Origin of the sequence: Lachnoclostridium sp. An118 (genome assembly GCF_002160985.1) — a bacterium.
GTDB lineage: Bacteria > Bacillota > Clostridia > Lachnospirales > Lachnospiraceae > Claveliimonas > Claveliimonas stercoravium.
This window is the reverse complement of sequence record NZ_NFLQ01000003.1, coordinates 143956-158049: the sequence shown is the minus strand read 5'-3', so window position 1 is coordinate 158049 and position 14094 is coordinate 143956. Positions and strand designations below refer to the sequence as shown.

At 53.0% G+C, this 14094-nt stretch carries 17 protein-coding genes and 1 pseudogene; all 18 read left to right on the top strand.

Going from position 1 to position 14094, the window contains the following annotated elements:
- Nucleotides 1-23 precede the first annotated feature (23 nt).
- Entirely contained in the window at nucleotides 24-377 is a 354-nt protein-coding gene (locus B5E62_RS03775) for a TnpV protein (protein WP_087173349.1), read from the top strand.
- A 154-nt stretch (nucleotides 378-531) separates the two neighbouring features.
- Entirely contained in the window at nucleotides 532-1215 is a 684-nt protein-coding gene (locus B5E62_RS03770; protein WP_087173348.1) for a response regulator transcription factor, read from the top strand.
- On the top strand, nucleotides 1212-2243 hold the full coding sequence (locus B5E62_RS03765) for a sensor histidine kinase (RefSeq protein ID WP_087173347.1): 1032 nt from the start codon (nucleotides 1212-1214) through the stop codon (nucleotides 2241-2243). Before B5E62_RS03770 ends, B5E62_RS03765 begins: the two co-directional genes overlap by 4 nt.
- Before the next feature lie 119 nt (nucleotides 2244-2362).
- Entirely contained in the window at nucleotides 2363-3028 is a 666-nt protein-coding gene (locus B5E62_RS03760; RefSeq protein WP_076778896.1) for an ABC transporter ATP-binding protein, read from the top strand.
- Nucleotides 3029-3041: 13 nt separating this feature from the next.
- A complete protein-coding gene (locus tag B5E62_RS03755; protein ID WP_087173346.1) occupies nucleotides 3042-5615 on the top strand; it encodes an FtsX-like permease family protein in 2574 nt (857 codons plus the stop codon).
- Nucleotides 5616-6175: 560 nt separating this feature from the next.
- Entirely contained in the window at nucleotides 6176-6589 is a 414-nt protein-coding gene (locus tag B5E62_RS03750) for an RNA polymerase sigma factor (RefSeq protein ID WP_087173345.1), read from the top strand.
- A gap of 103 nt (nucleotides 6590-6692) precedes the next feature.
- A complete protein-coding gene (locus B5E62_RS03745; RefSeq protein ID WP_087173344.1) occupies nucleotides 6693-7145 on the top strand; it encodes an RNA polymerase subunit sigma-24 in 453 nt (150 codons plus the stop codon).
- Between the two features lie 10 nt (nucleotides 7146-7155).
- Nucleotides 7156-7617 carry an RNA polymerase sigma factor gene (locus B5E62_RS03740; protein ID WP_087173343.1) on the top strand — a complete coding sequence of 154 codons (462 nt, stop codon included), beginning with the start codon at nucleotides 7156-7158 and terminating at the stop codon, nucleotides 7615-7617.
- A complete protein-coding gene (locus B5E62_RS03735; protein ID WP_242957703.1) occupies nucleotides 7599-8069 on the top strand; it encodes an RNA polymerase sigma factor in 471 nt (156 codons plus the stop codon). The genes B5E62_RS03740 and B5E62_RS03735 overlap by 19 nt, the downstream gene beginning before the upstream one ends.
- Nucleotides 8070-8095: 26 nt before the next feature.
- Nucleotides 8096-8392: a DUF3847 domain-containing protein gene (locus B5E62_RS03730; protein WP_087173342.1), complete on the top strand. Its 297-nt coding sequence runs from the start codon at nucleotides 8096-8098 to the stop codon at nucleotides 8390-8392.
- Between the two features lie 187 nt (nucleotides 8393-8579).
- Entirely contained in the window at nucleotides 8580-10025 is a 1446-nt protein-coding gene (gene mobQ / locus B5E62_RS03725; RefSeq protein ID WP_087173341.1) for a MobQ family relaxase, read from the top strand.
- Between the two features lie 98 nt (nucleotides 10026-10123).
- On the top strand, nucleotides 10124-10300 hold the full coding sequence (locus B5E62_RS17030) for a hypothetical protein (RefSeq protein ID WP_002596503.1): 177 nt from the start codon (nucleotides 10124-10126) through the stop codon (nucleotides 10298-10300).
- Nucleotides 10281-10679, top strand: a complete 399-nt coding sequence (locus tag B5E62_RS03720; protein WP_087173340.1) for a cysteine-rich VLP domain-containing protein — start codon at nucleotides 10281-10283, stop codon at nucleotides 10677-10679. The genes B5E62_RS17030 and B5E62_RS03720 overlap by 20 nt, the downstream gene beginning before the upstream one ends.
- A gap of 112 nt (nucleotides 10680-10791) precedes the next feature.
- Nucleotides 10792-11544, top strand: coding sequence for a phage replisome organizer N-terminal domain-containing protein (locus B5E62_RS03715; protein WP_087173339.1), 753 nt, complete (start codon nucleotides 10792-10794; stop codon nucleotides 11542-11544).
- Nucleotides 11541-12404 (top strand): ATP-binding protein, encoded by an 864-nt coding sequence (locus B5E62_RS03710; RefSeq protein WP_087173338.1) that lies wholly within the window; start codon nucleotides 11541-11543, stop codon nucleotides 12402-12404. The genes B5E62_RS03715 and B5E62_RS03710 overlap by 4 nt, the downstream gene beginning before the upstream one ends.
- Nucleotides 12397-12639, top strand: coding sequence for a transposon-encoded TnpW family protein (locus tag B5E62_RS03705; protein ID WP_442911347.1), 243 nt, complete (start codon nucleotides 12397-12399; stop codon nucleotides 12637-12639). The genes B5E62_RS03710 and B5E62_RS03705 overlap by 8 nt, the downstream gene beginning before the upstream one ends.
- 78 nt (nucleotides 12640-12717) lie before the next feature.
- On the top strand, nucleotides 12718-13083 hold the full coding sequence (locus B5E62_RS03700; protein ID WP_002596498.1) for a hypothetical protein: 366 nt from the start codon (nucleotides 12718-12720) through the stop codon (nucleotides 13081-13083).
- An 87-nt stretch (nucleotides 13084-13170) separates the two neighbouring features.
- A pseudogene (locus tag B5E62_RS03695) lies at nucleotides 13171-13995 on the top strand (VirD4-like conjugal transfer protein, CD1115 family); the annotation flags it as partial.
- Nucleotides 13996-14094: the final 99 nt, after the last annotated feature.

Here is a 14094-nt window from a genome sequence, read left to right as displayed (position 1 = left end):
TCACAGTGCAAAGGAGAATGAACATGAGCGAATTGACTTACACCCGCTGCGGGGATTACTACATCCCCGACCTGAAACTTTCCGAGCAGCCGGAGGCTCCCATCGGCAAGTATGGCCGTATGCGGCAACGCTACCTGAAGGAACACCGGCCCAGCCTTTACAGCAGCTTGATTTTGAGCGAAAAGCTGTACCCGCACCTGTTAGAGGTTGACCGGGCAGCGCGTGAACGGATGGACGCCATGCTGCCCCGCATGATGGAGGCGGCGGGCGTGACCGAGGAACTGAAAGCCCGTGACCCCATGCGCTGGGTGGGGCTGATGAACACACTGAAAGCACAGGCGGAGGAAACAGTCATTACAGAAATTATCATGGAGTGATTAAGGGTGCGGGGAATACTCTCCGCACCCTTAATTAAATCGTATTGCTTGTTGCAATCTCTGATATGAGATAAAATAATTTTAAGGAACTTGCTTTCCTGTGAGGTTTCTGTGACATTTGGTTGATACTCTATAAAGAAAAGGATGTGAGCAAATGAGAATTTTAGTGGTTGAGGATGACCGCCTTTTGAATAATACCCTTTGCTATAACCTGTCTGCCGCAGGCTATGAAGTAGACGCTGCCTTGACGAAAAGCGTTGCCGAACGGTTTTGCAGAAAGCAGGAATACGATTTGATTGTCCTTGACATCAACCTGCCGGACGGCAATGGGTTTGATTTTTGCCGGGACATTAAGGAAAGCCGCCCGGCCACCGCTGTAATCTTCCTGACGGCTAACGATATGGAAAGCGATATGCTCAAAGGCTACGAGCTGGGGGCCGATGATTATGTGACAAAGCCTTTCCCCATGAGCGTATTTCAGAAAAAAGTGTCTGCATTGCTGGCCCGGATCAGGAAGCAATCTGGCGGCGACTTTTACAACGACGGCAACCTGTTTATCAACTTTACGGAAATGACCGCAACGCGGGGCGGGGAAAGCATTTCTTTTACCCCGATGGAATACCGGCTTTTGAAAGTGCTGACGAAAAATCCGCAGATCGTTTTGACCCGGCAGGTGCTATTGGAAAAGCTATGGGATATTGACGGGAATTTTGTGGATGAACACGCGCTGACTTCCACAATCAGCCGGGTACGAAACAAAATTGAAAATCCAGATCATGCCTATATCAAAACTGTCTACGGCATGGGCTATATGTGGATTGGGGGCGGTAACAAATGAGGACGGAAAAACTCTCGGTCAATAAAGTGTGTATAGTCCTGTATGCAGCCCTTTTCCTGCTTTCGATCGCCATGTCATGTATCATATACTTTTTGACGCGGAACATATTGGCGCTATGCTGCGGATTGCTCTATGCAGTTTTCGTCGCCGGGGGCATGGCTGCTTTTCTTGTCTTTGTGCGCCGGAAATTGACGCTGTTTTCGGACGCTCTGTGCAAGCTGCTGGACGATATGATGTCAGCAGATCAGACCCCGCCGCAGTACACAGAGGAAGAAAACCTGTTCTATAAAATCCAGCACCGGCTTTCCCGGCTCTATGAAGTGCTGCGGGAAAGCAAGAGCAGTATTGCAAAGGAACGGGCCGACTTGCAGGAATTGATTTCGGACATCTCCCATCAAGTCAAAACACCGATTGCAAATCTGAAAATGCTGGATGCCACTTTGTTGGAGCAAAATGTATCGCCGGAAAAGCAGAGAGAATTTCTTTTGGCGATGGACAGCCAGTTAGACAAGCTGGATTTTCTCATGCAGGCGATGATTAAAACGTCGCGGCTGGAAGCCGGGGTAATTGCTTTGGAACCGAAGCCGCAGGCCATCTATGATACTCTCGCTGCGGCGCTGGGCGGTATTCTGCTGAACGCAGAACAGAAAAAGATTGCGGTCACGGTAGATTGCCCGGAAACGGTAATTGCGGCCCATGACCGAAAATGGACAACCGAAGCCCTGTTCAACATTCTGGATAATGCGGTGAAGTACACACCAGAGGGCGGGAAAGTCCATGTGGCTGTTGTGTGTTGGGAAATGTATGTGAAGATTGATATTTCTGATACCGGCATTGGTATTCCAGAACAACATCAAGGAACGATTTTCAAGCGTTTTTATCGTGAAAGCAGCGTACATGACGCCCCCGGTATTGGGATTGGTTTGTATCTGGCCCGTGAAATTATCACCCGGCAAGGCGGCTTTATCCGCGTATCTTCGGAACTCGGCACCGGCTCCACTTTCTCTGTGTTCCTGCCTCACTCTTGAAATGTCACAGGATTGTGACATTTCAAGGCGTTTTAAGGGGAAATTCAAGAACCGCCGTGACATTTCTGTGAGGATTGCGTTTTACAATGGAACCATCAAAAAGAAAGGTGGTAGAACTTATGCCTATTTTACAGACAACAGATTTAAAAAAATACTATGGTGAAAAACCGAACATTACAAAGGCGCTGGACGGCGTTTCCCTTTCAGTGGAACATGGGGAATTTGTCGCCATTGTCGGCACATCCGGCAGCGGTAAATCCACGCTGCTGAACATGATCGGCGGTTTGGATGTCCCTACTTCCGGCAAGGTCATTGTGGATGGAAAAGACCTGTCCACCCTGAAAGACGAGCAGCTTACTATTTTCCGCAGACGGAAAATCGGCTTTATCTTTCAGAACTACAATCTTGTCCCTGTCCTCAATGTCTATGAAAACATTGTTCTGCCGGTGGAATTGGACGGCGATCAGGTGGACAAAAACTATATGCAGGAAGTTGTTCGGATGTTGGGCCTGGAAGATAGGCTGAACAATATGCCGAATAATCTCTCCGGCGGCCAGCAGCAGCGCGTGGCGATTGCACGCGCTCTGGTATCGAAACCGGCGATTGTGCTGGCGGACGAGCCGACGGGCAACCTTGACAGCCGGACAAGCAGTGATGTTCTTGGCCTGCTGAAAGTAAGCAGCCAGAAATTTCACCAGACCCTTGTAATGATTACCCATAACAACGAGATCGCCCAGCTCGCGGATCGGATCGTCCGTATTGAGGATGGGAAAATTTCTGAATGAGGGGGTGTTGAAAATGAACGATATTTTATTTGGCAATAATAACAGACCCATTATTAAGAAATTGTCCAGGCGGTACTTTAAGGCCAGCAAAAGCAGGAATATCATTGCTATTGTTGCCATTATTCTTACAACCGTCTTGTTCACAACGATCTTCACACTGGGTTCCGGTTTAATTGATACGGTACAAGACCAAAATATCCGAAAGATGGGCGGGGACGGTCAAGCTGTTCTCAACTACATTAGTGACGAAGTTTTTGATGATGTAAAGGGCAACGAATTGATTGACCGAATTGCCTATACAAAGGCGGTTTCTTACCATCTTAACAATCCGGGGCTTGCGAAATGGCGTTCTGATATGTGGTATATGGATGATACCGCGTTGGAATTTGCCAGATACGAGCCGACAACAGGACACCGCCCCGAAGCTGAAAATGAGATCATAGCCGACACAAAGACATTAGAGGCATTGGGGGTTCCGGCTGAAATCGGCGCGACAGTCACCCTTGATTATGAAATCAAGGGCAAGGAGTACACAACTGATTTTACACTGTGCGGCTTTTGGGAAACAGACAGCCTAAGTAATATCGGGCGTATTATCGTATCGAAAGCCTTTATAGATAGCCATGCCGACTTACTCACCTATACCTATCCTGTGGACAATGATTATTCTGGCATTGTGACGGCGTATATCATGTTCCGTGGCAGCGGCTCCGTAGAAGAAAAATTGCAGCAGCTCCTTACAGAAACCGGCTACACCTGTGACACGCTTGGAGGACAGCCCACAGACGAAAACTATATTGTCGCCCGTGTCAGTCCCGCTTATCAAAGCAGCCCTATCAGTGAAAATTCCGCCCTGTTTATTGCCGGTATTGTGGGAATACTCGCGATTATGGCAACAGGCTATTTGATTATCTACAATATTTTTCAAATCTCTGTTATTCAAGATATTCAGTCCTACGGGCAGCTTAAAACATTGGGAACCACAAGGCGGCAGATCAAAAAGATTATCAACAAACAGGCCCTGCTTCTGTCTGCGGTAGGTATCCCCATTGGCCTGATTATCGGCTTTTTTATTGGCCGCGCTTTAGTTCCGGCTCTGATGAACGGCACAACTTATACTTCCGACGCTGGCGTTGTGGTGACAGTAAATCCGCTGATATTCATTGGCTCGGCTATCTTTGCTTTTGTTACTGTTTCTATCAGTGTGCGAAAACCGGCTAAGATCGCAGGTGCAATCTCACCGATTGAAGCTATCCGCTACACAGAAAATGACGCAGGCGCATTTCAAACAAAGAACCGTCTGGCTGTAAAAAAATCAACCAGCGGCGCAAAAATTCATCGGATGGCCTTGGCAAATTTGGGGAGAAATCGAAAACGAACGATCCTTGTAATCGTGTCTATGACATTGAGCCTGGTACTGTTTAACACCGTATTTACTCTATCCAGTGGTTTTGATATTGATAAGTATGTTGAGAAGTTCTTAAACAAGGATTTTATCATTTCTTCCGCAGACTATTTCAACTATAACTTCGCCCGCAGCGAAACATACTTGTCCGAAACCTTTATCAATGCTGTCCAACAACAGGACGCCTACGAGGATGGCGGCAGACTATATTCCAGCAAGGTGACAGAAGAAAGATTTTCCGCTGAAACAGACGCCGTAACAAATTACAACAAGGACGAATATGGAAATCCTCTTATTGCTCTGTATGGGGCAGACGATTTTCTTCTAAGCTCGATGGATGTAGTCGAGGGCGAAATTGATTGGGATGCTCTTAAAACGGGAAAATACACGCTGTACGCGCTTACAATGGATGACAATGGGAATATAATTGACAATCCATCTATCCATGTCGGAGATACGATCACCTTTCATCACTGGAAGATGAACGGGTTAGCCGGTACACTGGATAACAGCTTTGACCTTACCGTTATGGCAAAAGTTCTTATCAATGAAAATACCGATACAGAACGAAACACGGGCGCGGCACGTTTTTATTTGCCCACAGAACAGTTCAAGCCGCTCTGCCTCAATCTCCTTTTGGTAAGTTTTCCGTTCAATGTTAAGGACGGAATGGACAGCGACATGAGCAGCTTTCTAAGCAACTATGTGGAAAACATTGAGCCGAGCATGGACTATGAATCGAAAGAAACTTACGTTCAGTCCTTTCATAGCATGACATCCCTTATTATTACAATCGGCGGTGCTTTAAGCGTTATTATCGGTCTGATCGGCATAGTAAATTTCATCAATTCGGTATTGACAAGCATTATTACGCGGCAAAAAGAATTTGCTATGCTCCAAAGTATTGGCATGACAGGCAGACAGCTCAAACGGATGTTGTCCTATGAGGGCTTGTATTATGCTGTGGGAACAATTATAGCCTCGTTGATCGTTGGGGTGCTGTTCTCTCTAATCATTGTGCAGGCGATAGCAAGTAGTTTCTGGTTCTTCACTTATCACTTTGTAATTTGGCCGATGTTGATTGTTTATCCGTTTCTTATCTGCTTGACAGTAATTATTCCCACAATTCTTTACCGACAATTTGCCAAAAGCAGCATTATTGAAAGGCTTCATCAAAATTGAGTTTGTCCGGCATAGGTAGCTGAATAAGGACATCTAAATAAGCGACTGAATCCATTAGAAAACCGGGGGCATTCTGCCTTCGGTTTTCTAATTGTCACAAACTTGCGAGATTTCAGCGTGTTATTATGTCGAAACGCTGTTATGCTGTGAGGATTTTGTGAGGATTATAGGCTAAGATATAAGAAATTGAGGAAAGAATGTACTGCCCGGCGGCAGAAAAGAAAAAACCGCCGAAGGGCAGGCTGCTTAACACGCCCATAATGTCTGGAACGGCGGTATCATGGAGGTATCGCCGTGTTTCTTTGCATCGTTCATCCGCCTAATTTGTTAAAAAAAGCCCAGCCACCGAACCTGCCCCGTCTGGCAGCCAGTGCGAAAATTGTCACAATGTAACTGAATACCGTGTTTTTTGCGCTCGAATAGCTTCATGCTGTCCGGGCGCTTTTTCATACCTGTGGGGCCGGAACATCGGGCCAACATGGCCCGAACCTTGCCCCCGGTGTCGTTCCCCGCCGCCCCGTTCAGATTTTCCCGCAAAAATCTGAACGGAGGAAAGGCAGATGGAAGTCACCATCAATTACAACGGACAAGCTGTGGCCGTGGAGGTTACGCTGGAAGTCTATGAATTTCTTGACCGGGCCGACCACAAAGCCGAGAACCTGTCCCATGAGCAGCGGCGGCATTGGGATGGCCGGGAGTTTGACGAATACATAGTTGCCACCGAGGGCGTGGGTATCTACGGCGAAACGCCAGAGGAATATCTTTGCCGCATGGAAACGCTGGGTGAGCTGATGGCCGTCCTGGACACCTGCACCGAGGCCCAGCGCCGCCGGTTCCTGCTCTATGCCCTGGACGGGCTGACCCTTGCAGAGATCGGGACAGTGTGCGGCTGCTCCAAAGTGGCCGTGTATCAGAGTGTGGAGGCAGTCAGAAAAAAATTTATAAATTTCTTTGAAAACAGGCTTAACGAATGACCTGTTTTCGGGCTACCAAGTGAAAGGGATTGTTTCCCTTATCCCAGCGGGAGGCGGACAGCGGACAAGCTGCCCGCCTCTCCCATTTTCAGGAGGTAAGCCTATGAAAACAATCAATCTGCGGTGGATTTATCCCCACTACCGGCATGACGAGTTTGTGGAGGTCAGCGATGAGGTTTGGGAGGTCATGCGGCAGGCCCAGCGCGAGATGAACAACTATGAGCGCCGGAAGGTCTACCACCGCGCCTACTACTCCCTGGACGCATATAGCTGGACGGAGAACTACGCGCTGGAACACGGCAGATCGCCGGAGGAAATTCTTTTGGAGCGCGAGGAACGGGCCGCCCATCTGCGGCTGTTGGCTGCTTTGCCGGAGGCCCTGGCCCATGCCACCCCCACACAGGCCCGCCGCGTCCGGGCCTACTACATCGCCGGTATCAGCCAGCCGGAAATCTCCCGGAGGGAGGGCGTACACAGCAGCAAGGTCAGCGTTGCCATCCGGCGGGGCCTGCGGAATATGCGCCGCTGCTATGACTGCCTTTTTCCGGCAGAGTGAGGGCGGGCCTATGCAGACGATCAACCTCAAGCAATATTACCCGTTCTGCACCGAGGACACCTTTGTGGAGGTGTCGGATGAAATCGTTGAAGCGTTCCTGCTGGACAAGCGGGCCGAGGCCGCCAGGGAGCGCAAGATGTACCGCTACAAGGCGTTTTACTCCCTTGACTGCAATGATGGGATTGAGAACGCCGCCATCGGCTGGGCGCAGCCATCGCCGGAGGATTGCCTGATGGAAAAGGAGGCGCAGGCCGAATATGCCGAACTGCTCCGGCGGCTCTATGAGGCGATTTCCTCTCTGACCCCAGCGCAGGCCCGGCGCGTCCATGCCCGGTATATGCTGGGGATGAAAGTGAAGGACATTGCCGCGATGGAGGGTATCACCCCATCCCAGGCGGGGAAGTCCATCCATGCGGCGCTCCGGCGGCTGCGTCGGTACTTTGAGCGCCGGAAATGGACAAGCGGCCTATGAAAACCATCAACCTGAAAAAGTATTATTACCCCCTCTACGAAACAGACACCTTCATCGAACTGCCGGACGAGATTGCCGACGCCATCGTGGAGGAATGGCGCACCGACCATAACTCCGAGCAGCGGCTATGGAGCCATACTTACTCGATGGACTATTCCCCCGGCCTGGAATATCACCTGCTCTATCACGCCCTCTCCGCTGAGGACACTCTGCTGGAAGAAGAAACACGCCGGGAACAAGAAGAAGCCCATGAATTGATGTTGCAGCGGCTCCGGGAGGCCCTTGCCACCTTAACGCCCACGCAGGCCCGCCGCCTGCACGCCCGTTTTGTGGAGGGCAAGAAGTACCGGGAGATTGCAGAGGACGAGGGGATTGCCAGTGTGAGCCTTGTTACCAATACCGTCCGGGACGCCATTTTGAAACTGCGGAAATATTTTATCAAGCGCGGCTGAATGGAGCCGCTGAAGGAGGACGCGATATGCACAAAGAAATCACCACCCAAGCGAAACAGAAAAAAGACGAGCGCGAAGAAGTCCTGAAGGAAATCCGGCAGCTTGAGAACCGCCAGAAGATTTTGGAGAACAAGCAGCGCAACGAGGAACGCAAGGCCCGCACCTGCCGCCTGATTGAACGCGGGGCCATTTTGGAGGGCATTTTTCCTCTGGCCCCCGACCTTCCCGGCGTAGAGGTCAAGGCGTTCCTGATTGCCCTGTCCCATCTTCCGGGGGCGGCGGAACTGGCCGCAAAACTGGCGAAATCCGGGGACAAGCCGTAAGTCCCTTGTTTACAAGGGCGCACTTATACACCGTTGCCGGTGCCGTGCGCCCTGCCGGGGGCTGTTGCGCTCTCTGAGCGCGATGGGGAGCTACACTCCCCAAACCCCTTGTGCGCCCCGCGCAGCCAAACACCCGCTTCGCGTCTGTTCGGCTCCACGGAGCCTGAAGTATCCCCGCCGGAAGGAGGTGCCACCCATAGATTTTTGTCATATCCCCGTCAGTATCATCAAGCGCAGCGAGGGCCGTTCCGCTGTTGCCGCAGCCGCCTACCGAAGCGGAACCAAACTGACGAATGAATGGGACGGCCTGACCCATGATTACACCCGGAAGGGCGGCGTTGTCCATGCGGAAATCATGCTGCCCGCCCACGCCCCGCCAGAGTTTGCAGACCGCTCTACCCTCTGGAACAGTGTGGAGCAGATCGAGAAAGCCAGGGACAGCCAGCTTGCCCGCGAGATCGAGGCGGCCCTGCCCCGCGAACTGTCCAGGGAACAGCAGCTTGCCCTTGTCCGGGCCTATGTGAAGGATAACTTTGTGGACAAGGGGATGTGCGCTGATTTTGCCATCCATGACAAGGGAACCGGCAACCCCCATGTTCATATCATGCTGACCGTCCGGCCCCTGAAAGAAAATGGCGCATGGGGCGCGAAGTGCCGCAAGGCATACGACCTGGACGAAAACGGCCAGCGTATCCCGGATGGGAAAGGCGGCTGGAAGAACCACCGGGAGGACACCACCGACTGGAACGACAAAGGGAATGTGGAGATTTGGCGGGCGGCATGGGCGGCTTATACCAACCGGGCGTTGGAGGCCGCCGGTCAGCCTGCCCTGGTAGACCACCGCAGCTACAAGCGACAAGGCATTGATAAAATCCCCTCTGTCCACCTGGGGCCAGCGGCCAGCCAGATGGAGAAGCGCGGTATCCGCACCGACAAGGGAGAAGTCAACCGGCAGATCGCCGCCGACAACAGGTTGCTCAAGGAAATCAAGGCCCGCATTACCCGCCTCTACAACTGGTCTAAGGCCGAGGCGGAAAAGCCGGAGGGCCAGCAGCCCAGCATGATTGAGTTGTGGGAGGCCCAGCAGCAGCTCAAGCGGCCTGACACCCGCACCGGCAAAATCCGGGCGTTGCAGGAGAGCGCCGCCCTGTTCAGCTTTATGCAGGCAAACGGCATCCAGTCCATGCAGCAGCTCCATGAAAAAATTGCCGGTATGAACACCCGTTACTATGACCTGCGGCGAGGGATTGTCAAGGCCGAACGCCGGATCGCTGTCCTCACTGAGCGCGGGGAGATGTGGGCGCAGTACAACAAGTACAAGGCTGTCCATAAGCAGCTTGCCAAGGTAAAGCCGGAGAAGCGGGAACTGTTTGAGCAGCGCCACAGCCGGGAACTGATCCTCTATGACGCGGCGGCCCGGTATCTGAAGGAACTGAAGGACAGCGGCGAGGAAATCACCCCCAAGGCATGGCAGCGCGAGATTGACCTGCTGACCGCCCAGAAGCAGGTGGACACCATCGACATGAAGGCCATGCGGGAGGAACTGAAAGCCGTTGAACGGCTCCGCAAGGCCGCCGACCAACTGGCCCGCCAGGGACAGGACAAGTCCCATGACCGGGGGCCGGAACGGTAAAGGGTACGGCGTTTTGCCGCCCCCCTTAGGTGCGTCGCGTTTCACGACACCCCTTTGCACAGAACTGTCAACATTCACTCACGGAAGGAGATTGCCCTATGAAGCAGATTATTTTACCCGTCACTGTCCACCTGAATATCCGCCTGCCCCTTGCCCTCTTGCAGCCGGAACCGGCAGACGCGCCTACCGGCCCGGAGCCGGAGGCCCATGCCTGCCAGGGCTGCGGCAACTGCGGCGGGTGTGGGAAGTGCCAGCATGAAGAAAAGCAAGCCTGAACCCATCCTCGTCATGGACTACCGCCAGTACCGCAGAGCGCGGCGGCTGGTACATGAGTGCTGCAACTATGACGGCGGCAACTGTATCGCGCTGGACGATGGGGAGGAATGTGTCTGCGTCCAGTCCATTTCCTACTCCCTGTTGTGCCGGTGGTTCCGGGCGGCGGTGCTGCCGCTGGACAGGGAACTGGAAACGGCCCTGTTCCACCGCCTGGACGCCAAACGGTGCGCCGTCTGCGGGGCGCTGTTCACCCCCGGCTCCAACCGGGCCAAATACTGCCCGGAATGTGCCGGACGCATGAAGCGTATCAAAGCCGCCCAGCGCAAGCGCAAACAAAGGGCTAAATGTCACGCTTTAGGGGCCGAAAACCCCTTGTAAATCAAGGACTTTTTCGAGGGTGTCGGCGGGGGCCTGATAGATTTATCCTCTGGCCCCCAAAACGGCCCTCTAAATGCGCACAGAAGCCCAAAACGAACCCAAGGAGGAACCCATGTCAGACAATCGAAAATATTACTATCTCAAGCTGAAAGAAAACTTCTACAACAGCGAAACGATGGTTATTTTGGAGAGTATGCAGGATGGCCTGCTGTACTCCAATCTGCTGCTGAAAATGTACCTCATGTCACTCAAAAGCGGCGGCATTCTCATGCTCAACGACCATCTGCCCCACACGCCCCAGACCATCGCCACCTTTACCCGCCATCAGGTGGGGACGGTGGAACGGGCCTTGAAGGTGTTCCTTGAATTTGGCCTTGTGGAGATTTTGACCGATGGGGCCTACTACATGGCCGACATCCAACTGCTGATCGGCCAGTCCTCTACCGAGGGGGAACGGAAAAAGAAAGAGCGTATGCGATTGAAGCGTCAAAAGCTGCTCCCATCCGGCGGGGCGGACATTTGTCCACCATATAGCCGGGGGGACATTTGTCCACCAGAGATTAGAGATAAGAGATTAGATATTAGAGATAAGAGTATAGAGAATAGAGAGAGTGAGAACGCCCGCGCCTATGGCCGTTACCAGAATGTTTTCCTGACGGACGAGGAACTGGCAGACTTGCAGGCCAGCTTTCCCACCGTATGGGGCCAGTACATCGAAAAGCTGTCCGAGTACATGGCTTCTACCGGCAAGCGGTATCAGAGCCATGCCGCCACCATCCGGCGCTGGGCCAGCGAGGACGCCAGGAAAGCGGCCCCGTCCACCCGCAACCGGGATTACAGCGTAAAGGAGGATGAAACCGTATGATTGAGATTACCGCAGAAATCCGGGCGCTGATCGACAAGGCAGCCGCCGGTATGGAACTGGCCGGGGACGAGTACATAGACCCGGCAGACGGACTCATTCACTGTAAGAAGTGCGGCGGCCAGAGGCAGACCGTTGTGCCATGCTTTGGGAAACCGGGCTACTTCATGCCCCGCTGTATCTGCCAGTGCCAGCGGGAGGCCGAGGAACAGCGCAAGGCCGCCGAGGAACGGCAGCGCCGCATGGAGCGTATCAAGCGCCGGAAGGCCCAGGGCCTGCAAGACCGCTATCTGTACGACTACACCTTTGCCAACGATAACGGCCAAAATCCCCTGATGGACAAGGCCCGCGCCTATGTGGAGAACTGGAAGGAGGCATACCGAAACAACACCGGCCTGCTGCTGTTTGGGGATGTGGGAACCGGCAAGTCCTTTTTCGCCGGTTGTATCGCCAATGCCCTGCTTGACCGGGATGTGCCGGTGCTGATGACGAACTTTCCCACCATCCTGAACCGCCTGACGGGGATGTTCTCTGAGGACAGGGCCGACTTTATCGCCAGCTTTGGCGAGTACGACCTGCTCATCATTGACGATTTGGGTGTGGAACGCAGTACCGAGTATGCGATGGAGCAGATGTTTTTCGTCATTGACAGCCGCTATCGCAGCCGCAGGCCCATGATTATCACCACCAACCTGAAGCTGGCCGAACTCAAGAACCCGCCTGACCTGGCCCACGCCCGCATCTATGACCGTATCCTGGAACGGTGCGCCCCGATCCTCTTTGCCGGGAAGAACTTCCGGGAGGAAAACGCCGGGGCCACCAAGCAGGCGGCAAAAGACATTGTAAACCGTAAGCATGAGTAATTTTTTGCCGGACGGCGCAGCCCCGCCCGGAGAAAGGAGCGCCATGAGCGAAGAAACCCGTACCATGCAGACCGCAGACACCGCTCCGGCCAGAGCGCCGGAGGACGCCCCTGCGCTGGTAAAGAAAATCGGCAAGACCACCTACAAGGTGCGCGTCCATTTCAGCGATACCAGCACTGAAACCATGAGCGACAAAATCAAGCGTATGCTCAAAAACGAGATACAGCAGATGTGACCGGCTGATAAAGCCAGCCGCCTTGTGTTAAACTGATGATGGTACACACCAAAACTTTTAGCCAAGGAGGACATGAAAATGCTGTACACAGAAAAAGAGAAAACTGAGATTGAACGGGTACGAAAGGTGTTCGCCGAGCATCTTCAACAAAGCACTAATTTTGAACTGCTATGGTCTGATAAAGTGGGCTTTGTCTGGCTGGCGATTGGCCTAAACCCGCTTTATGTTGATACCGGAAGGAGGATAGAGTCTGCCGCCGATCTCTGTCACGAGTGCCTGGATGATGTTGCGATGGATGTTCTGTATATGACAGGCAACGACCACGCGATAGAAGAAGCCGACCCGCTGGAACTGGCCGAGATTAAGCGGCGCTGGAAACCCTATATCGACCAGTTGCCGGAATATGCGTATCTTTGCGATGAACTGTTAAGCAGACGCAAGTAACCTCACCCACCTGAGTGTCAGGAGCATGGAAGTGCTTCTGGCACTTTTTTTGTGGCTTTTTTGTGAATTTGATTAAAAAGTCCTTGACAACTCGTTTCGGGCAAAACCGCAAAATCCATCCTGATTTCCTGCGGTGCGCGCCTTGCCGTGTTCGACATCGCGGAGCTGCGGGAGGTCACGGCCTACGACGAGCTGGAGCTGGATACCCTGGGAGACCGGAAAACCGCCTTGTTCTTGATTATGAGCGACACGGACGATAGCTTTAACTTCCTGATCTCCATGTGCTACACCCAGCTGTTCAATCTGCTCTGCGAAAAAGCGGACGATGTGTACGGCGGGCGGCTGCCGGTCCATGTGCGGTGCCTCATTGACGAGGCCGCCAATATTGGACAGATCCCTCGGCTGGAAAAGCTGGTTGCCACCATCCGAAGCCGTGAGATTTCCGCCTGCCTGGTGCTGCAAGCACAGTCCCAGCTCAAAGCTATCTACAAGGACAACGCCGATACCATCATCGGCAACATGGATACCTCCATCTTCCTGGGCGGCAAAGAGCCGACAACCCTCAAGGAGCTGGCCGCCGTGCTGGGCAAGGAGACCATCGACACCTACAACACCGGCGAGAGCCGGGGCCGCGAGACATCCCATTCTCTTAACTACCAAAAGCTCGGCAAAGAGCTTATGAGCCAGGATGAACTGGCCGTCATGGACGGCGGCAAGTGTATCCTCCAGCTGCGCGGTGTGCGGCCTTTCCTCTCGGACAAGTACGACATCACCAAGCACCCCAATTACCCGTACACCGCCGACGCGGACCCCAAGAACGCCTTTGACATCGAGGCGTTCCTGTCCACCCGGCTCAAGCTCAAGCCCAACGAGGTCTACGATGTGTATGAAGTAGACGCAGAGGGCGTGTAAATCTGTTCCGCTGTGAAAGGAGTGATCTTATCTACCCGCCTCAACCGCCCCGGATGGGGCCATCGGCGTACAAAGCGGACAATCACCAAAAAATAATGA